General features: G+C 71.9%; 21 protein-coding genes and 1 tRNA gene. 12 read left to right on the top strand and 10 right to left on the bottom strand.

The annotated features are described in order from the left end of the window. Positions 1-126: 126 nt before the first annotated feature. Together ASF88_RS15695 and ASF88_RS15690 are read right to left on the bottom strand one after the other, a co-directional pair. Positions 127-1,143: a quinone oxidoreductase family protein gene (locus ASF88_RS15695; protein ID WP_235493510.1), complete on the bottom strand. Its 1,017-nt coding sequence runs from the start codon at positions 1,141-1,143 to the stop codon at positions 127-129. A gap of 6 nt (positions 1,144-1,149) precedes the next feature. Continuing rightward, the gene (locus ASF88_RS15690; protein WP_055920830.1) at positions 1,150-1,443 is read right to left on the bottom strand and encodes a GNAT family N-acetyltransferase; all 294 of its coding nucleotides are present in this window, start codon (positions 1,441-1,443) and stop codon (positions 1,150-1,152) included. Between the two features lie 173 nt (positions 1,444-1,616). On the opposite strand from ASF88_RS15690, the gene ASF88_RS15685 reads away from it, so the two are divergent. The 3 genes from ASF88_RS15685 to ASF88_RS15675 all read left to right on the top strand — a co-directional run bounded on the left by ASF88_RS15685 (position 1,617) and on the right by ASF88_RS15675 (position 3,236). Next, positions 1,617-2,396, top strand: a complete 780-nt coding sequence (locus tag ASF88_RS15685; protein WP_055920827.1) for a dienelactone hydrolase family protein — start codon at positions 1,617-1,619, stop codon at positions 2,394-2,396. A gap of 83 nt (positions 2,397-2,479) precedes the next feature. Next, a tRNA-Arg gene (locus ASF88_RS15680) sits at positions 2,480-2,552 on the top strand. Between the two features lie 318 nt (positions 2,553-2,870). Continuing rightward, positions 2,871-3,236 (top strand): hypothetical protein, encoded by a 366-nt coding sequence (locus ASF88_RS15675; RefSeq protein ID WP_055920824.1) that lies wholly within the window; start codon positions 2,871-2,873, stop codon positions 3,234-3,236. 7 nt (positions 3,237-3,243) lie between these two features. On the opposite strand, the gene ASF88_RS15670 is transcribed toward ASF88_RS15675, so the two are convergent. From ASF88_RS15670 to ASF88_RS15650, 5 genes are all read right to left on the bottom strand, one after another. Then, the gene (locus ASF88_RS15670; protein WP_055920820.1) at positions 3,244-3,519 is read right to left on the bottom strand and encodes a hypothetical protein; all 276 of its coding nucleotides are present in this window, start codon (positions 3,517-3,519) and stop codon (positions 3,244-3,246) included. Between the two features lie 67 nt (positions 3,520-3,586). Beyond that, on the bottom strand, positions 3,587-4,234 hold the full coding sequence (locus ASF88_RS15665; protein WP_055920816.1) for a response regulator: 648 nt from the start codon (positions 4,232-4,234) through the stop codon (positions 3,587-3,589). Further along, entirely contained in the window at positions 4,231-5,343 is a 1,113-nt protein-coding gene (locus ASF88_RS15660) for a sensor histidine kinase (RefSeq protein ID WP_200935308.1), read from the bottom strand. The genes ASF88_RS15665 and ASF88_RS15660 overlap by 4 nt, the downstream gene beginning before the upstream one ends. 9 nt (positions 5,344-5,352) lie before the next feature. Beyond that, a complete protein-coding gene (locus ASF88_RS15655; RefSeq protein ID WP_055920810.1) occupies positions 5,353-5,787 on the bottom strand; it encodes a hypothetical protein in 435 nt (144 codons plus the stop codon). A gap of 75 nt (positions 5,788-5,862) precedes the next feature. Then, positions 5,863-6,054 (bottom strand): hypothetical protein, encoded by a 192-nt coding sequence (locus tag ASF88_RS15650; protein ID WP_055920807.1) that lies wholly within the window; start codon positions 6,052-6,054, stop codon positions 5,863-5,865. 162 nt (positions 6,055-6,216) lie between these two features. Between ASF88_RS15650 and ASF88_RS15645 the strand changes: the two genes are divergently transcribed. Then, positions 6,217-6,810: a dihydrofolate reductase family protein gene (locus ASF88_RS15645; protein WP_055920803.1), complete on the top strand. Its 594-nt coding sequence runs from the start codon at positions 6,217-6,219 to the stop codon at positions 6,808-6,810. A gap of 6 nt (positions 6,811-6,816) precedes the next feature. On the opposite strand, the gene ASF88_RS15640 is transcribed toward ASF88_RS15645, so the two are convergent. The 3 genes from ASF88_RS15640 to ASF88_RS15630 are packed head-to-tail and all read right to left on the bottom strand — an operon-like array spanning position 6,817 to position 8,001. Further along, positions 6,817-7,254: an SRPBCC family protein gene (locus ASF88_RS15640; protein WP_055920800.1), complete on the bottom strand. Its 438-nt coding sequence runs from the start codon at positions 7,252-7,254 to the stop codon at positions 6,817-6,819. Next, the gene (locus ASF88_RS15635; RefSeq protein WP_055920797.1) at positions 7,251-7,622 is read right to left on the bottom strand and encodes an ArsR/SmtB family transcription factor; all 372 of its coding nucleotides are present in this window, start codon (positions 7,620-7,622) and stop codon (positions 7,251-7,253) included. The genes ASF88_RS15640 and ASF88_RS15635 overlap by 4 nt, the downstream gene beginning before the upstream one ends. Position 7,623: 1 nt before the next feature. Further along, on the bottom strand, positions 7,624-8,001 hold the full coding sequence (locus ASF88_RS15630; RefSeq protein WP_055920794.1) for a VOC family protein: 378 nt from the start codon (positions 7,999-8,001) through the stop codon (positions 7,624-7,626). A 96-nt stretch (positions 8,002-8,097) separates the two neighbouring features. Between ASF88_RS15630 and ASF88_RS15625 the strand changes: the two genes are divergently transcribed. The 8 genes from ASF88_RS15625 (at position 8,098) to ASF88_RS15590 (ending at position 15,063) form a co-directional block, all read left to right on the top strand. Beyond that, on the top strand, positions 8,098-8,853 hold the full coding sequence (locus tag ASF88_RS15625) for an IclR family transcriptional regulator (protein ID WP_055920791.1): 756 nt from the start codon (positions 8,098-8,100) through the stop codon (positions 8,851-8,853). Between the two features lie 38 nt (positions 8,854-8,891). Continuing rightward, positions 8,892-9,257, top strand: coding sequence for an META domain-containing protein (locus ASF88_RS15620; protein ID WP_055920788.1), 366 nt, complete (start codon positions 8,892-8,894; stop codon positions 9,255-9,257). Between the two features lie 96 nt (positions 9,258-9,353). Further along, positions 9,354-10,532, top strand: a complete 1,179-nt coding sequence (locus ASF88_RS15615; RefSeq protein WP_055920785.1) for a 4-hydroxybenzoate 3-monooxygenase — start codon at positions 9,354-9,356, stop codon at positions 10,530-10,532. An 8-nt stretch (positions 10,533-10,540) separates the two neighbouring features. After that, positions 10,541-11,305 (top strand): protocatechuate 3,4-dioxygenase subunit beta, encoded by a 765-nt coding sequence (gene pcaH / locus ASF88_RS15610; protein ID WP_055920782.1) that lies wholly within the window; start codon positions 10,541-10,543, stop codon positions 11,303-11,305. After that, positions 11,298-11,879 carry a protocatechuate 3,4-dioxygenase subunit alpha gene (pcaG, locus tag ASF88_RS15605; protein WP_055920780.1) on the top strand — a complete coding sequence of 194 codons (582 nt, stop codon included), beginning with the start codon at positions 11,298-11,300 and terminating at the stop codon, positions 11,877-11,879. Before pcaH ends, pcaG begins: the two co-directional genes overlap by 8 nt. Beyond that, on the top strand, positions 11,872-13,071 hold the full coding sequence (locus ASF88_RS15600; RefSeq protein WP_055920777.1) for a lyase family protein: 1,200 nt from the start codon (positions 11,872-11,874) through the stop codon (positions 13,069-13,071). The genes pcaG and ASF88_RS15600 overlap by 8 nt, the downstream gene beginning before the upstream one ends. Further along, positions 13,068-14,258: a bifunctional 3-oxoadipate enol-lactonase/4-carboxymuconolactone decarboxylase PcaDC gene (pcaDC, locus tag ASF88_RS21000; RefSeq protein ID WP_235493509.1), complete on the top strand. Its 1,191-nt coding sequence runs from the start codon at positions 13,068-13,070 to the stop codon at positions 14,256-14,258. Before ASF88_RS15600 ends, pcaDC begins: the two co-directional genes overlap by 4 nt. A gap of 10 nt (positions 14,259-14,268) precedes the next feature. Beyond that, positions 14,269-15,063, top strand: a complete 795-nt coding sequence (locus tag ASF88_RS15590; RefSeq protein ID WP_055920771.1) for a CoA transferase subunit A — start codon at positions 14,269-14,271, stop codon at positions 15,061-15,063.

Here is a 15,063-nt window from a genome sequence, read left to right as displayed (position 1 = left end):
TGTCTTCAGGAGGGGGAGGCGTTACGCGTCGAGCGTCGCGCCGTCTCACTCGGTGGACGGGCCGCGCCTGGCGACAACGGCCGGCGGCCCGTCCGCCTACTCCGACGCCGTCCGCCTACTCCGACATCAGGGCATCGCCAGCACGATCGTGCGGCCCGCCGGGCGCTGGTCCGCGAGGCGATGCGCCTCCCACACCGAGTCGAACGGGACCACCTGGGGCTCGAACGGCCGCAGTGTTCCGGCTGCCGCATCCGCGAGGAGCCCGGCGAGCATGTTGCGGTAGGCCGGCCGGTTCCTCAGCACCCAGAACGGCACAGCGCAGACCACCTCGCGCGGGTGGCCGCGACGGTGCAGCACGGCGGTTGCCGACCCGCGCACCGTGTCCTCGCGCTCGTGCCCCGCGCGGCCGGCGAACGCCGTGTGCACGACGACTCCGTTCGCGGCGACCGCCTCGCGCACGCGCGGCGATCCGGTGTGGTCGATCGCGGCCTCCACGCCGCCGCCCGCCAGTTCGCGGACGCGCGCTGGCCAGTCGGGGTCGCGATAGTCCGCGAGCGGGACCTCCGCGGACAGGTCGCTGAACCCCGGAGGGGGAGTCGACCCGGTGCCGACCACGCGGCGGCCGTCGCGGAGCGCGAGCTGCGCGACGAGCACGCCGACCGCGCCGCTGACTCCCTGAACGAGAACGGTCCGGGCCGGCCCGGCGTACTGGAGGGCGACCGCAGCGGTCACCGCGTTGAGCGGCACGGTCGCGGCCGCCTCTGAGCTGAGCGCAGCGGGAACCGCGACGAGGAACGTGGGCGACACCACCAGCCGCGTCGCGTGCGACCCCATCCGCGGCAGCACGCCGGCCACGCGCGCGCCGATACGGAGGCCGAGCGCCACCGACACCGCCGACTCCGTCTCCAGCACGCCGACGAAGTCGTATCCCGGCACGAATCCCGGGACCGGCTGGATCAGGTAGCCGCCGCGCCGGGCCAGCACATCCGTCGAGGTGAGCGACGCGTGGGTGACCCGCACGACCACCTCGTTGCCGCGTGGCGGCCGCAGCGTCTCCTGCGCGATGACCACCGCGGACGGGTCGCCGAAGCGCACCACGCGCACGGCGGAGCGCTCGATTGACGCGGACCCCCGACGTGCCATGGCTGCTCAGCCGGCTCGGCGCTGGAGGAGGCCGGCGCGCTCCGGATGGGCCTCGAACCAGTCCGCGACGTACCAGCACATCGGCACGATCCTGCGATCGGAGGTGCGCTCGATGTCGTCGACGGCGTACGCCACCAGGTCGGCGGCGTACCCCTTGCCGCGGTGAGCCGGCACGGTGAACGCGCGGGTCAGCGAGATCGATCCGCCCAGGATGCTGTAGTCGAGGATGCCGACGAGTTCGCCGCCGATCCGCATCGCGTAGCGGTTCGCGTCGGTCTCGTTGCTGAACTCGGTGGACATGCGCCCATCGTACGACCGTCGCGAGCGGAAGGGAGGGGAGGTATCGTGAACGACGTGGGAACCCGAACCCGCACCCTCCGGGCGCCCGCGCGCATTCCGCGATCCAGCTGCAGCAGGCCAGGCCGCGCGCGACACCCGTCGCGCGCGCCGCGAGACACGCTGGAGCCTTACCCGTGACGATCGAGAACCCGTCGCCTGCACTTTCCCCTGCCCACCAGGCCCTCCTCGAGCAGGTGCCGATCGGCGAGCACTCCGTGATCGACGCGGAGGTCGTGGAGTACGAGCACGAGGGCGACCCGCTCGAGGGCTACCTCGCGAGGGACGTCCAGGCCGACGAGCGCCGCCCGGCCGTGCTGATCCTCCACGACTGGCATGGCGTCGGCGACAACGTGCGCATGCGCGCCCAGATGCTCGCCCGCCGCGGTTACGTCGCGTTCGCGGCCGACCTGTTCGGTGCGGGCGTGCGGCCCAGCGGGGAGGAGGCGCCGAAGGTCGCTGGTCGGTACTACGGCGACCTGCCCCTGCTGCGCTCGCGCGTCGCGGCGGGTTTCAGCTGGCTGCAGCAGCATCCCGCCGTCGACCCGGCACGGCTGGCCGTGATCGGCTACTGCTTCGGCGGCACGGCCGCCCTGGAGTTCGCCCGCACCGGCGCCCCGGCTCGCGGCGTCGTCTCCTTCCACGGCGGGCTGATCGCACACGATCCGTCCGACGCCGCCGCGATCGCGGCCTCCCTGCTGGTGCTGACCGGCGGCTCCGACCCGGTCGTCCCGGACGAGGCCGTGGTGGCGTTCGAGAACGAGCTGCGCGCGGCGCCGCACGTCGACTGGCAGCTGACCACCTACTCCGGGGCCCCGCACGCGTTCACGATCCCTGGCACCGACCGCTACCGGCCGCTGGCCGACGCCCGCAGCTGGCGCGCGCTGGTGTGCTTCCTCGACGAGATCTTCGGCTGAGCCCGGGCGGAGGCGGCCCAATTGGCGGTCTGCGAAACGGTCATGTAAGCTCTAACAGGCCCGCGCGACGAACGCTGGGTCACGCGCCACTAGCTCAACGGATAGAGCATCTGACTACGGATCAGAAGGTTGGGGGTTCGAATCCCTCGTGGCGCACTGTGTGAAAGACACGACAGTGTCCCAGACACATCAGAACTGGTTGAGACAGTAGACGAAAGCCCTCGCTCCGGCGGGGGCTTTCGTGTTTCCCGGCCCGCACCCGGTCGTATGGGAGCGGAGCCTCCACCCCCATACGACATCGGGTAAGACGCCGGCGCGTCCGAGACGCCCCCTTTGACTGCGTGCGTGCGCACCGGTGACCCTTCCAGGGTAACCCGCGGAATAGACCGTACAGTGCACCCGGTTTCGGCGCGGCGTTCGGCGCGGGATTCCGGGCCTGCCCGAAACGGGAGGCGGCTGGTTATGCTGTGCGCCATGAGCACGAAGAGCAAGCAGGGACCGCATCAGGAGGAGACGCTGCACCTGGGCGCTCATCGGGGGATGTGGGGAGCGTTCGCCGGCCTGATCACGGCCGTCCTCATCGCGTACCCGCTGTCGGCGAGCGTCGCGTTCGCCACCCATCCGACGACGCAGAAGCTGTTCGGGGAGCGGCTCGCCTCCACGTCGCAGGCCGGGTTCCAGGCGTTCTGGTGGATCATCGCGCTGGGCTGCCTCGCGCTGCCGTTCATCGTCGGCTTCGGCATCGCCAGGATGTCGGGCCGCACCCTCGCCATCATCGGCGGCGTGGTCGTGGTCTTCCTGATCCTCGTGATCGTGATGGGACAGCTGTTCCTGTTCTGAGAGGGCGTCAGAACTCGTCGTCGAGGTCGTCGCCGAGGTCCTCGCCGAGCTCTTCGCCGTTCAGGTCGTCCGGCGACCCCATCACGGCCGGCACGCACTCCGCGAAGGCGTAGCGGAGGAGCACCGGCCACTCGCTGGAGTCGACGAGGTCGAAGACGTCCACGACCGCGGCCCCGCCGATGTGGGAGGGCACGCGCAGTTCGTAGGGCGGCTCGCTCGTCCGCTCGAACTCGATCTCGTACGCGACGTCGCCACGCTCGAGGACGGCCAGCACGATCTCCATGTCTTCCGTCCTACCCGATCTGCTCCGTCCCCAAAACCCCCTCGCCCTTCGGAGGCGGCACTAGCCGCTACAGGGTCAGCAGCCCGCGGCGGAACCCTTCGGCCACCGCGGCCGCACGGTCGCCGACGCCGAGCTTGCCGTAGATGCTGAGCAGGTGCGTCTTCACCGTGGCCTCACTGAGGTGGAGGCGCTCCCCGGCGACACGGTTCGTCGCCCCGTCGGCGACCAGGGCCAGCACCTCCAGCTCGCGCGGCGACAGCAGGCTCGATTCGGGGGCGCGCACGCGACCGACCAGGCGCGACGCGACGGAGGGCGCCAGCACCGCGTCACCGTCCGCCGCCGCGCGAATGGCGCGCAGCAGGTCCTCCCGCGGTGCGTCCTTCAGCAGATAGCCCGTCGCGCCCGCCTCGATCGCCGGCAGCACGTCGGAGTCGCCGTCGAACGTCGTGAGCACGACGACGCGGCACGGGAGGCCCAGCCGGGTGAGCTCGCGGATGGCGGCGACACCGTCCATGCCGCGCATCCGTAGGTCCATCAGCACGACGTCCGGGGTCAGCGCACGCGCGAGCTGCACCGCTTCCGCGCCGTCCGACGCCTCGCCCACGACTTCCACCCCGGGGTCGGAGGCCACCATGCCGACGATGCCGTCGCGCACGACGGGATGGTCGTCGACCACCAGCAGGCGCACGGGCGCGTCGGCGCTTGCCGCGGTCACGCGGGGACCTCGGCCCTGATCGCCGTGCCGTGGCCGGGGCGCGACTCGACGATGAGGCCTCCCGCGACCGATTCGATGCGCTCGCGCATGGCCACCAGTCCGTAGCCTCCGTCGTCGGAGGCACGCTCGACCGAGCGCTCCTCCGGGTCGAAGCCGCGGCCGTCGTCGCGCACCTCGAGCCGGGTGCCGGTCGTGTCCGTGCGCAAGGTCAGCCGAACCCGTCGCGCGCCCGCGTGGCGCTCGACGTTCGCGAGGGCCTCCTGCGCGGTCCGGAGCAGCGCGACCTCCACGTCCGTCGGAAGGGTCGTGGCGTCGCCGCTCGCGCTGACGTCGCACGGGATGCCGGTGCGCTCCGTCCAGGTGCGCGCCAGCTGACCGATCGCCTCCGGCAGCCGCATGGCGTCGAGGGCGGCCGGCCGCAGCGCCTTCACCGAACGCCGCGCCTCGGCCAGCCCGTCCCGCGCGAGGGCGATGGCGGCATCGGTGTGCCGGGTGCGGGAATCCTCGTCCGGCGCCTGCTCCGCCGCCTGCAACTGGGTGACGATGCCCGCGAAGCCCTGCGCGAGCGTGTCGTGGATCTCGCGCGCGAGCCGGGACCGCTCCTGCTCGGTGGCGCGCAGGTTCACCTGGCGTTCGGCGAGCCGAAGCGACCACGACAGGCCGCACATGGCGACCACGTTGAGCAGCAGGATGCCGATGGTTCCGACGATGCCGGTGGCGTCCCAGCCCAGCGGCGAGGCCTGCGCGAGCCCGGCGACCACGGCCGTCGCGCCGACGGCGAGCAGCTCCCACGGCCAGGGGACGATCGAGTAGGCGAACGTGAACGTCGCGATCGTCAGGAAGCCGAACCAGCTGTCCCGGAACACCAGGGCCAGGTTGAGGGCGATGAGACCCGTCATGAAGACGGCGACCAGCGCGGGCCGCTCCTGCAACGCCGCCGGCAGCCTCCGCCAGGCGATGATCCACACCGCGGTCACCGCGCAGAGGAGGAGGGTGGGCACGAGCTGCCCCCACTCGCCCCACTGCACGCCGACGGTGAAGGCGACCAGCACGGCCAGCACTAGGTACGGCGTGAGTGTGAGGGCGGTCCTCCAGCGCGGATCGTTCACGGTCAGACCCTACGCTTTCGCGGAGACCAGCGCGCGCGTGCGGGGCAGGTTCGCGATGATCGCGACCGGCAGCACGAGGAGGCCGCAGACGGCCTGCTCGATACGCACCCAGCCGGGCAGGAAGCCGGGGATCGAGACGATCACGACGACCGCGGCGACGATGATCGGCGCGACGATCCGCAGGCGGAGCAGGGCGTTGCGCGAGCCGCGAGCCGCGCCGATCCCGAAGATCAGGAGCAGGACGGAGCTGGCGAACACGATCGAGCAGCGGACCCAGATGGCGATGTCCACGCCGGCGCCGACGGCGGTCAGAACGGCGAGGAAGGCGACCATCGCGGCGCTCAGGGCGACGAACGACCAGAGCAGGGCGAGTACAGGGCGGAAGGCCGCGCGGCGGGCCGTGGCGTGCACGGCGGCGGTGGTGGGGAGGGGTGTCTCGGTCATGTCCCCAGCCTCCTAGGCCGTGCCCGCGCGCGGATCGACCGAACGGTCAGATCCCGTCACCGATCGGTTGGTGGCTCACCGATCGGTCGGGACGTCCGGTCCCGACACCTCCACTTCGCAGCCGTACATCCGGCCCACGACGCCGCCCTGATCCACCCACACCCGGCGCAGCTCGTACCGGCGCGGCACCGTGCTGCCCGGCGCCTTGGTGACAGCGTCGTCGAACGCCTTCTCGAAGCCCTCCATCGACTGTCCTTCGACCAGCATGCTCGTACCCCCGTCTCCGGCCCAGTGCGGGCCGGTCGGCCGCACGCTACCGCCGTGCGCGCGGCCGCGGCAACAGGGCCATCCGTTGCGACCGCGCAGCGACGGTTGCGACCCGGGCCGCCCGGGTGTAGACGGGAGGAGACCCAACGTTAGGAGGTCGCTGTGGCTTCGATCGTGGTGCAGGCGTTCGTCACCCTCGACGGGGTGACCCAAGGGCCGGGAGGCCCGGAGGAGGACGTCGCGGGGGATTTTCCCTACGGCGGCTGGCAGTTCGACTACGACGACGACGGCACCGTCGGGGAGTGGGAGAAGAACACGGAGGCTTTGCTGCTCGGGCGGCGGACCTACGAGATCTTCGCCGCCTCCTGGGGCGTGTGGAGCGAGGACGAGGAGGGGTTCCAGGGCGAGCTGACGCGCCGCTACAACCGCATCCCCAAATACGTCGCCTCCCGGACGCTGAGCGAGGTCGGCTGGAAGAACTCCTATCTGCTGGGCCCGGACGTCCCCGCGGCGGTCGATCGCCTGCGCGCCGAGCCGGGAGGAGAGATCCGGGTGTGGGGGAGCACCGAGCTCGTCCGCACACTGGCCGAGCACGACCAGGTCGACGAGTACCGCCTCCTGGTGCACCCGCTCATTCTGGGCACCGGCAAGAAGCTGTTCGGCGACGGCTTCCCGTACTCGCGGATGAGCTTGGTCGAGTCGCGGTCCACCCCCGCGGGTGTGCTGGTGAACGTGTACCGGCGGGCGGGCGACTGAGGTCCCTCACACCCTGTCCAGCGCCGCGACCATCCGCGTGAAGACGTGCGACCTCCAGCCGCCGTTCATGATCTGGAAGGCGCGCGCCTGATCGGGGTCGTCGAGGTCGAAGCCCTCCTGGGTGAGCAGCAGGCGGGTGCCCGTGCCCTCGGCCACGAGTCGCCAGGTGACGACGGTGTCGAGCGCCGTGCCCTCGCTCGACCACGAGATGCTCAGCAGCCGGCCGGGATCGACCTCCAGCACCTCGCACTGCACGAGGCCCGAGAAGGAGGTCTGCGGCACCGGCTCCGTGCGGAACGCGAAGCGGGTGCCGACGACGGGCGCGAAGCCGTCGTGGGGCATCAGCCAGCCGGCGAGGAGCTCGGGCTCGCTGAGCACGCGCCACACTTTCGCGGGCGGGTGCGGCAGGAATTCGTCGAGCTCGAAGGTGGTGAGGCTGGTCATGCGGTCTCCCGATCGGTTGGTGCGGGGATGTCGTCGTCCGGCAGCGCGTCGAGCGTCGCGTGCAGTCGCCGCATCCGTTCGCGCCAGAAACGTTCGTGCGGCGCCATCCAGTCGCGCAGCTCGCTCCACGGCTCGGGCGTGAGGGAGTAGTACACATTGCGTCCGGCTGCGCGTTCGGCGACCAGGCCGGCGTCGCGGAGCGCCCGCAGGTGCTCGGACACCGACGGCCGGCTCATCGAGAAGCGTGCGGCGATCTCGCCGGTGCTGGTCTCGCCCTCCAGCAGGAGGTCGAGGATGTCGCGCCTGGTCGGGTTCGCGAGTGCGCCGAACAGCCGGTCGGCCGCGGTGTCTTTGGCGCGGACGGGCACGTCAGCCCTGCTGCAGCAGCACGAAGCCGTTGCCGTCGGGGTCGGCGAACTGCGCCTGCACACCCCAGCCGACCTGCTCGGGGCCGGTGACCTCGACGCCCGCGGCGGCGAGCGCGGCGACGACCCCGGAGATGTCGTCGGTGTGGAGCACGATGCCCTGCTGCCAGCCCGGCGCGGCCTGGCCGGGGAACGGCGGGTGCAGGGTGAAGTCGACGGAGCTGCCCTCGGGGGCGACGGACAGCCAGCGTGCGTCGCCGTACGCGGTGTCGGCGCGGACCTCGAAGCCGAGCACGTCGCGGTAGAAGGCGAGCGAGCGATCCTGATCGGCGACGGGGATGGTGATGGTCTGGATGCGCACACGAACGTTGGAGGTGGTCATGACAGCAGTATAAGTAGGAAAAAACCTACGAATCAACACCACGTGCGCCCGGGCCGCTCGACCGGCCGTTGCCGGGCCGGTCGTAGGCTGAACCGCATGGCCGGTGGAGCTCACGACGACCGCAGTGTCGCCGAGCGCGTGTTCGCGATCGCGGACGCCTTCGAGCGCGGCGACGAGCTGACCCTCAGCGAGGTCGCCCGGCGGGCCGGCCTCCCGGTCTCGACCGCGCACCGGCTGCTCGGAGAGTGGGTCGCCTGGGGCGGGCTGCTCCGCGGCGACGACGGCCGGTACCGGGTCGGCATGAAGCTGTGGAGGCTCGGCGCGCGACAGCCGACGGCGCGCAAGCTGCGGGAGGCCGCGCGCCCGTACCTCGACGACCTCCTGGAGGCGACGGGCGAGCACGTCCACCTCGCGGTGCGCGAGGGTCTCGGCGCCGTCTATCTCGAGCGCCTGTCGGGCGCCGGGGCGATCCGGGTCATCAGCGACGTGGGGACGCGCCTCCCGCTGCACGCCACCGGTGTCGGCCTCGTCCTCCTCGCCTACGCTCCGCCCGGCACGCTCGAGGAGGTGCTGGCGCAGCACCCGCGCAAGTTCCAGCCGAACACGCTGACCACCGAGAAGCAGCTCCGCGCCCGGCTCGCGAGCATCCGAGCGACGGGCGTGTCCCGGTCGGTCGAGGAGTTGACGCGGGGCGCGTTCTCGGTCGCGGCGCCGGTGCGCGACGCCGCGGGTGACGTGGTGGCCGCGGTGTCGATCATCGCGCACGCCGAACGCGCCGACGAGCCGCAGTTCGCACTCGGTGTGCGCATGGCCGCGAGGGGCATCTCGGCGGCCCTCGTCTCGGGCCGCTGAGGCCGGATGGGGTTCTGCGGCGACCGGTACCGTTAGCCATGCTCACGCACAGAACGCTCAGATCAGCCCTCGCGGCGGCCGTCGTGCTCGCCGCCCTGTCCGGATGCGCGTCGTCCGGATCCTCCTCCCCGGCCGGTGACTGGGGAGTCGTCAAGACGGGCCAGCCGTCACTCACGGTCGAGTCCGACGGCTCGTGGCACGGCAACGACGGCTGCAATGCGATGAAGGGCGACGGGAAGATCTCCGGTCAGGAGTTCACATTCGGGCCCTTCGCCTCCATCACGGTGGCGTGCGAGGGTGTGACGCCGTGGCTCAACCTCGCGGTCACGGCCAAGGTCGATGGCGACGAGCTGGTGATCTTCCGCAGTGATGGCACCAAGATCGGCGAGCTGCCGCGTCGCTGACCGGGATTCCTTTTCCATCCAGTGGAAAGTAGAACCACCTCCGCGCCGCGGTGACGAAAACTGGGACGACCTTCCCACCGACGCGAAAGGCGGAACATGCGAACCCAGGTCGCCATCATCGGGGCCGGGCCCGCAGGACTCCTGCTCGGCCACATCCTCCGACGAGCCGGAATCGGTTTCGTCATCCTGGAGCAGAAGAGTCGCGAGTACGTCCTCGGCCGCGTGCGCGCCGGAGTCCTCGAGCAGGGCTCCGTCGACATCCTGCGCGAGCTGGGCCTCGACGCCGATCTCACCGAGCGCGGGCTGACCCACCACGGCATCTACCTGCAGTACGAGGGTCAGCGTCACCACCTCGACTTCGTCGACCTCGTGGGTCGCACGGTCACCGTCTACGGTCAGCAGGCGCTCGTGCGGCACCTGCTCGCCGAGCACGACCGGGCGGGCTCCGACGTCCGTTTCGAGGTCGGCGGGGTCGCGCCCCACGACCTCGACACCGACGCGCCCTTCGTGACGACCGACGACGGCGAGCGCATCGACGGCGAGCGCATCGACTGCGAGATCGTCGTCGGCGCCGACGGCTACCACGGTGTCTGCCGGCCGGCGATCCCGGGCATCCAGGCCCTCGAGCGGAGCTATCCCTACGCCTGGCTCGGCATCCTGGCCGACGTCCCGCCGTCGACCGACGACCTCATCTACGCCCTGCACCCCGAGGGCTTCGCCATGCACTCCATGCGCTCGCTGGAGGTATCGCGGCTCTACCTGCAGGTCGACCCCGACGAGTCGATCGACGACTGGTCGGACGCCCGCATCTGGGAGGCGCTGCAGACCCGACTCGGCGTGCCCGGCTGGACGCTCCGGGAGGGCGTCATCACCGAGAAGTCGATCACGCCGATGCGCAGCTTCGTCGCCTCCACCCTCGAGCACGGCCGCCTGTTCCTGGCCGGCGACGCCGGGCACATCGTGCCGCCGACCGGAGCGAAGGGCCTCAACTCGGCGATCGCCGACGTCGCCCTCCTCGGCCGCTCGCTGGCAGCCCACTTCGGCGGCGACGACACGCTGCTGAAGCGCTACAGCGCGTCCGCGCTCGCCCGCCAGTGGAAGGTGCAGCAGTTCTCCCAGTGGATGACGGAGATGCTCCATGTGCACAGGGAGGTCGCCGACCCCTCGGCCGGGGCCTTCCGCTACCGCAGCCAGCTCGGACAGCTGGAGTACACGACCGGATCGCGTCACGCTCAGGCGGCACTCGCCGAGCAGTACGCGGGCCTTCCCTTCTGAGGCACGCCATGACCAACACCGAGCAGGACCAGATCAACACCCAGATCGCCCGGGTGCACGCGGCCACCGCTGCGGCCGGGCCCCTCCCCGTTCACCCGCTGCGCGATTTCGGGCCGTACCGTAGCTCGGCGCTGCGGCACCCGACGCACGAGCTCGTCCGTGCCGACCCCGAGGAGATCGAACTGGTCTCTCCGGCGTTCGGGCACACGGACGTCGCCCCGGAAGAGAGCGACCTGACCATCCAGCACAGCGGCGAGCCGCTCGGCGAGCGCATCATCGTGACAGGACGCGTGCTCGACGGCGAGGGCCGCCCGGTCCGCAACCAGCTCGTGGAGGTCTGGCAGGCGAACTCCGCGGGCCGCTACGTGCACAAGCGCGATCAGCATCCGGCGCCCCTCGACCCGAACTTCACCGGCGTCGGGCGCGCGATCACGGGCGACGACGGGTCGTACCGGTTCGTCACCATCAAGCCGGGCCCGTACCCGTGGAAGAACCACCGCAACGCCTGGCGTCCCGCGCACATCCACTTCTCGCTGTTCGGCTCGCAGTTCACGCAGCGGCTGGTCACGCAGATGTACTTCCCAAGCGACCCGCTGTTCGCGCTCGACCCGATCTACCAGTCGATCGTCGACCCCGCCGCGCGCCAGAGGCTCATCGCGACCTACGATCACGATGTGAGCGAGCCGGAGTGGGCGCTGGGCTACCGGTGGGACATCGTGCTCACCGGCAGCGCGGCGACCTGGATGGAACCGGAGGAGGGCGAGCATGCCTGAGCGGAACGAGAGCAGCACGGAAGGGAGTGGCCAGTACCTCCAGACACCGTCGCAGACCGTCGGGCCGTTCTTCGGCTACGCGCTGCCGTACGACGGCGGCCCCGAGGTCGTGGCGCCGTGGCATCCCGACGCGATCCGGTTCCACGGCACCGTCTTCGACGGAGCGGGCGCACCCGTTCCCGACGCCATCCTGGAGGTCTGGGGAGCCGACGCCGACGGCCGTCCGATCGACGAGCGAGGCAGCCTCCAACGTGACGGCTTCACCGTGACCGGTTTCGGTCGCGCCGCGGTCGACCGCGCGGGCCACTACTCGTTCACGACCGTCCAGCCAGGAGCTCCGGCGCCGGGACGCGCGCCGTACCTCCTGGTCACCGTCTTCGCACGCGGGCTGCTGCACCACCTGTTCACGCGCGCCTACTTCGGCGACGATCCGTTCCTGGCCACCGTTCCGGAAGACCGGCGCGGCACCCTCCTGGCCGTGCAGGACGGCGAGCGCAGCTACCGGTTCGACATCCGCCTGCAGGGCGACGGCGAGACCGTCTTCCTCGACTTCATCGGCGACGGCCGTGGCTGACGCCTTCGACTGGGGCCTGCTCGAGCCGGCCGCCGCGCCGGGTGCGGAGGTTGGCGACGATCGCGTGCTGGCGGCGATGGTCGCGGTGGAGGAGGCGCTGATCGGCGCATGGGACGACCTCGAAGGAGGCGACTCGGCGTCGAACCGGAGCGCGAGCGCGATCGCCTTCGACGTCGACACGATCGACCGCGCCCGGCTCGTTGACGGCGCACGCGCCGCAGGCGTGCCGATCATCGCGCTGGTGGAGCAGTTGCGGGCCCAGGCGGGCGACGCCGGCGACCGCGTCCACCGGGGCGCGACGAGTCAGGACATCGTCGACACGGCTCTCGTCCTGGTGTCGCGCGACAGCCTCGCCCGCACAGGCGACGCGCTCGCGTCCGCGGCCTTCGAGCTCGCCGAGCTCACGCAGCGGCATCGTGCGACTCCGGTCGTGGCGCGGACGCTGTCGCAGCCGGCGGAGCCGACGACGCTCGGCGCGACCTTCGCGAGCTGGCTCGACACCGTGGTGTCGGCTCGGGAGGCCCTCGATGCTGCGACGACGGCGGGATTCCCCGTGCAGCTCGGCGGTGCCGTCGGCACCGGGGCCGCCTTCGTGCGGACCTCGGGACGCGACGACGCCCCCGTGCTCCTGCGCGCAGCCCTGGCCCGTCGGCTCGGCCTCGCCGACCCGGGCCGCGCCTGGCACACCGACCGTGGCCCGGTGCTCGCGATCGCCGACGCGTCTGCGCGGGTCTGCGCTGCGGCCGGTCGCATCGGTCGCGACCTCGCCCTGGGCGCGCGCGACGGGGTGCTCCGCCCGGCGAGTGGAGGCGGTTCGTCCGCGATGCCGCACAAGCAGAACCCGGTCGACGCGGTGATCCTGGCGGCGAACGGCCTCCGCGCGCCCGGCCTCCTCGCCACGCTGCACGCCGCGGCGCTGAGCTCGGACGCCCGGCCTGCCGGGGAGTGGCACGCGGAATGGCAGGCCTGGCGCGGCCTGCTGCGCGTGGCCGCCGAGAGCGCGGAGGTGCTGGCGCACGCGCTCGCCGACCTGGTCGTCGAGGCACCGAGTCCCGATGCCCCCGGCGACGACGATGCCGCGCACGCCGACGCCGCAGATCTCGTCGACCTCGCGGCGGCGAGCGCCGTCATCGACGCCTCCCTCGACCGCTACCGACGTACAGCCCCCCACTCAGGAAAGGAGAGGGCGTGACCGCGCCCCGACTCCGCGGATCCATGACCGCGGCCGCTCCACGCTCGGCCACCCCGCGCCTGCTCGTGCTGCTGCCCTCGCTCGGCACGACGACCGAGCTGTGGGACGGCGTCGTCGCACGCCTCGCGAGCGCACCCGACTCGCCCCGCATCCTCCGCGTCGACCTCCCGGGGCACGGCGCGTCGCCCTCCGCGCGTGAGGCGTTCAGCGTCGCCGACCTGGCGACCTCCGTGCTCGCGCTGGTCGACGAGATCGGCGGCGGCGCCTTCGACGTCGCCGGCGACTCGCTCGGCGGCGCGGTCGCTCTCGAACTGGCGCTCGCGGCTCCCGAGCGGGTGCGCAGCCTCGCGATGTTCTGCTCGGGCGCGGCCATCGGCACGCCGGAGGGCTGGGCCGAGCGGGCGGCGCAGGTCCGCGCCTCCGGAACGGCTTCGGTCGTCGCGGGCAGCGCACAGCGCTGGTTCGCCCCCGGGTACCTGGACGCGCATCCCGACGGCCCCGGCGGGCACGCCTTGAAGACGCTGATCGACATCGACGACGAGTCGTACGCCCTGTGCTGCGAGGCGCTGGCGGCCTTCGACCGCCGAGACGCCGTGGCCGCCGTGCGGGCCCCCGCCCTGATCGTCGCGGGGGCGCACGACCAGGTCACGACCTCCGCCCTCATGGCCGAGCTGGCCGCGGGCCTGCCGAACGCGCGGTTCGTCGAGCTCGCCCATGCCGCCCACCTCGTGCCGCTGGAGGACCCGGCGGAGACCGCGGCGCTGCTGACCGCGCTTCATGCAAGCGGGGACGACGCGTCGCCCCACGCCCGCGGGATGGCCGTCCGGCGCGCCGTGCTCGGCGACGCGCACGTCGACCGCGCGACCGCTGCGATCACCGAGGAGACGGCCGACTTCCAGGACTTCATCACGCGCTACGCGTGGGGCGAGGTCTGGTCGCGGCCGCAGCTCAGCAGACAGCAGCGGTCGATCGCGACGCTCGCGAGCCTGGTGACCGGCGGCCACGAGGGCGAGCTGCGCATGCACGTGCGCGCGGCTCTGCGCAACGGACTGACCCGCACCGAGATCGCGGAGGTCATCCACCACACGGCGATCTACGCGGGGCTTCCCGCCGCGAACAGCGCGCTCGCGATCATGCGCGAGGTCTTCGCCGAGCAGAACGATGAGACCGAGGGAACGAATGGATAAACCGAACAGTTTGGACAAGTCAGTCGCGTCGGCCGCCGAAGCGGTCGCCGACATCCCGGAGGGCGCGTCCCTCGCGGTCGGCGGCTTCGGTCTCTCCGGCGTGCCGATCGTGACGATCCGGGCACTCCTGGCGCGCGGGGTCGGCGGCCTGGAGGTCGTGTCCAACAACTGCGGCGTCGACGGCTGGGGCTTGGGCGAACTCCTGGCCGCCGGCCGCATCCGCCGGGTGATCGCCTCCTACATCGGCGAGAACAAGGAGTTCGCGCGTCAGTACCTGGGCGGCGAGGTGGAGGTCGAGCTCACCCCGCAGGGCACGCTCGCGGAGCGTCTGCGCGCGGGCGGCGTCGGCATCCCCGCCTTCTACACCGCGACCGGCGCCGGCACAGCGGTGTCCGACGGCGGCATGCCGATCCGCTACGCGGCCGACGGTTCGGTGGCCATCGAGAGCGCCCCGAAAGAGCTGCGCCCGTTCGACGTGTTCGGCCGCGACCGCGAGTACGTGCTCGAGACGGCGATCCGCACCGACTTCGGCCTGGTGCGCGCGGCCGTCGGCGACCGGCACGGCAACCTGCGATTCGAGAAGTCGACCCGCAACTTCAACCCACTCGCCGGAATGGCCGGCCGGATCACGATCGCCGAGGTCGACGAGCTGGTCGAGCCGGGCGTGCTCGGCCCCGACGACATCCACCTGCCGGGCATCTACGTGGACCGCGTGATCGCGCTGACCGCGGAGGAGTCGGCCGATCTGCCGATCGAGAAGGTCACCGTCCGGCCACGCCCGGCCTCCCGAACCGAAGGAGCCTGA

Origin of the sequence: Leifsonia sp. Leaf336 (assembly GCF_001423695.1) — a bacterium.
In the GTDB taxonomy this organism is placed as follows: Bacteria; Actinomycetota; Actinomycetes; order Actinomycetales; family Microbacteriaceae; genus Leifsonia.
This window is presented reverse-complemented; position numbering and strand designations above follow the sequence as displayed.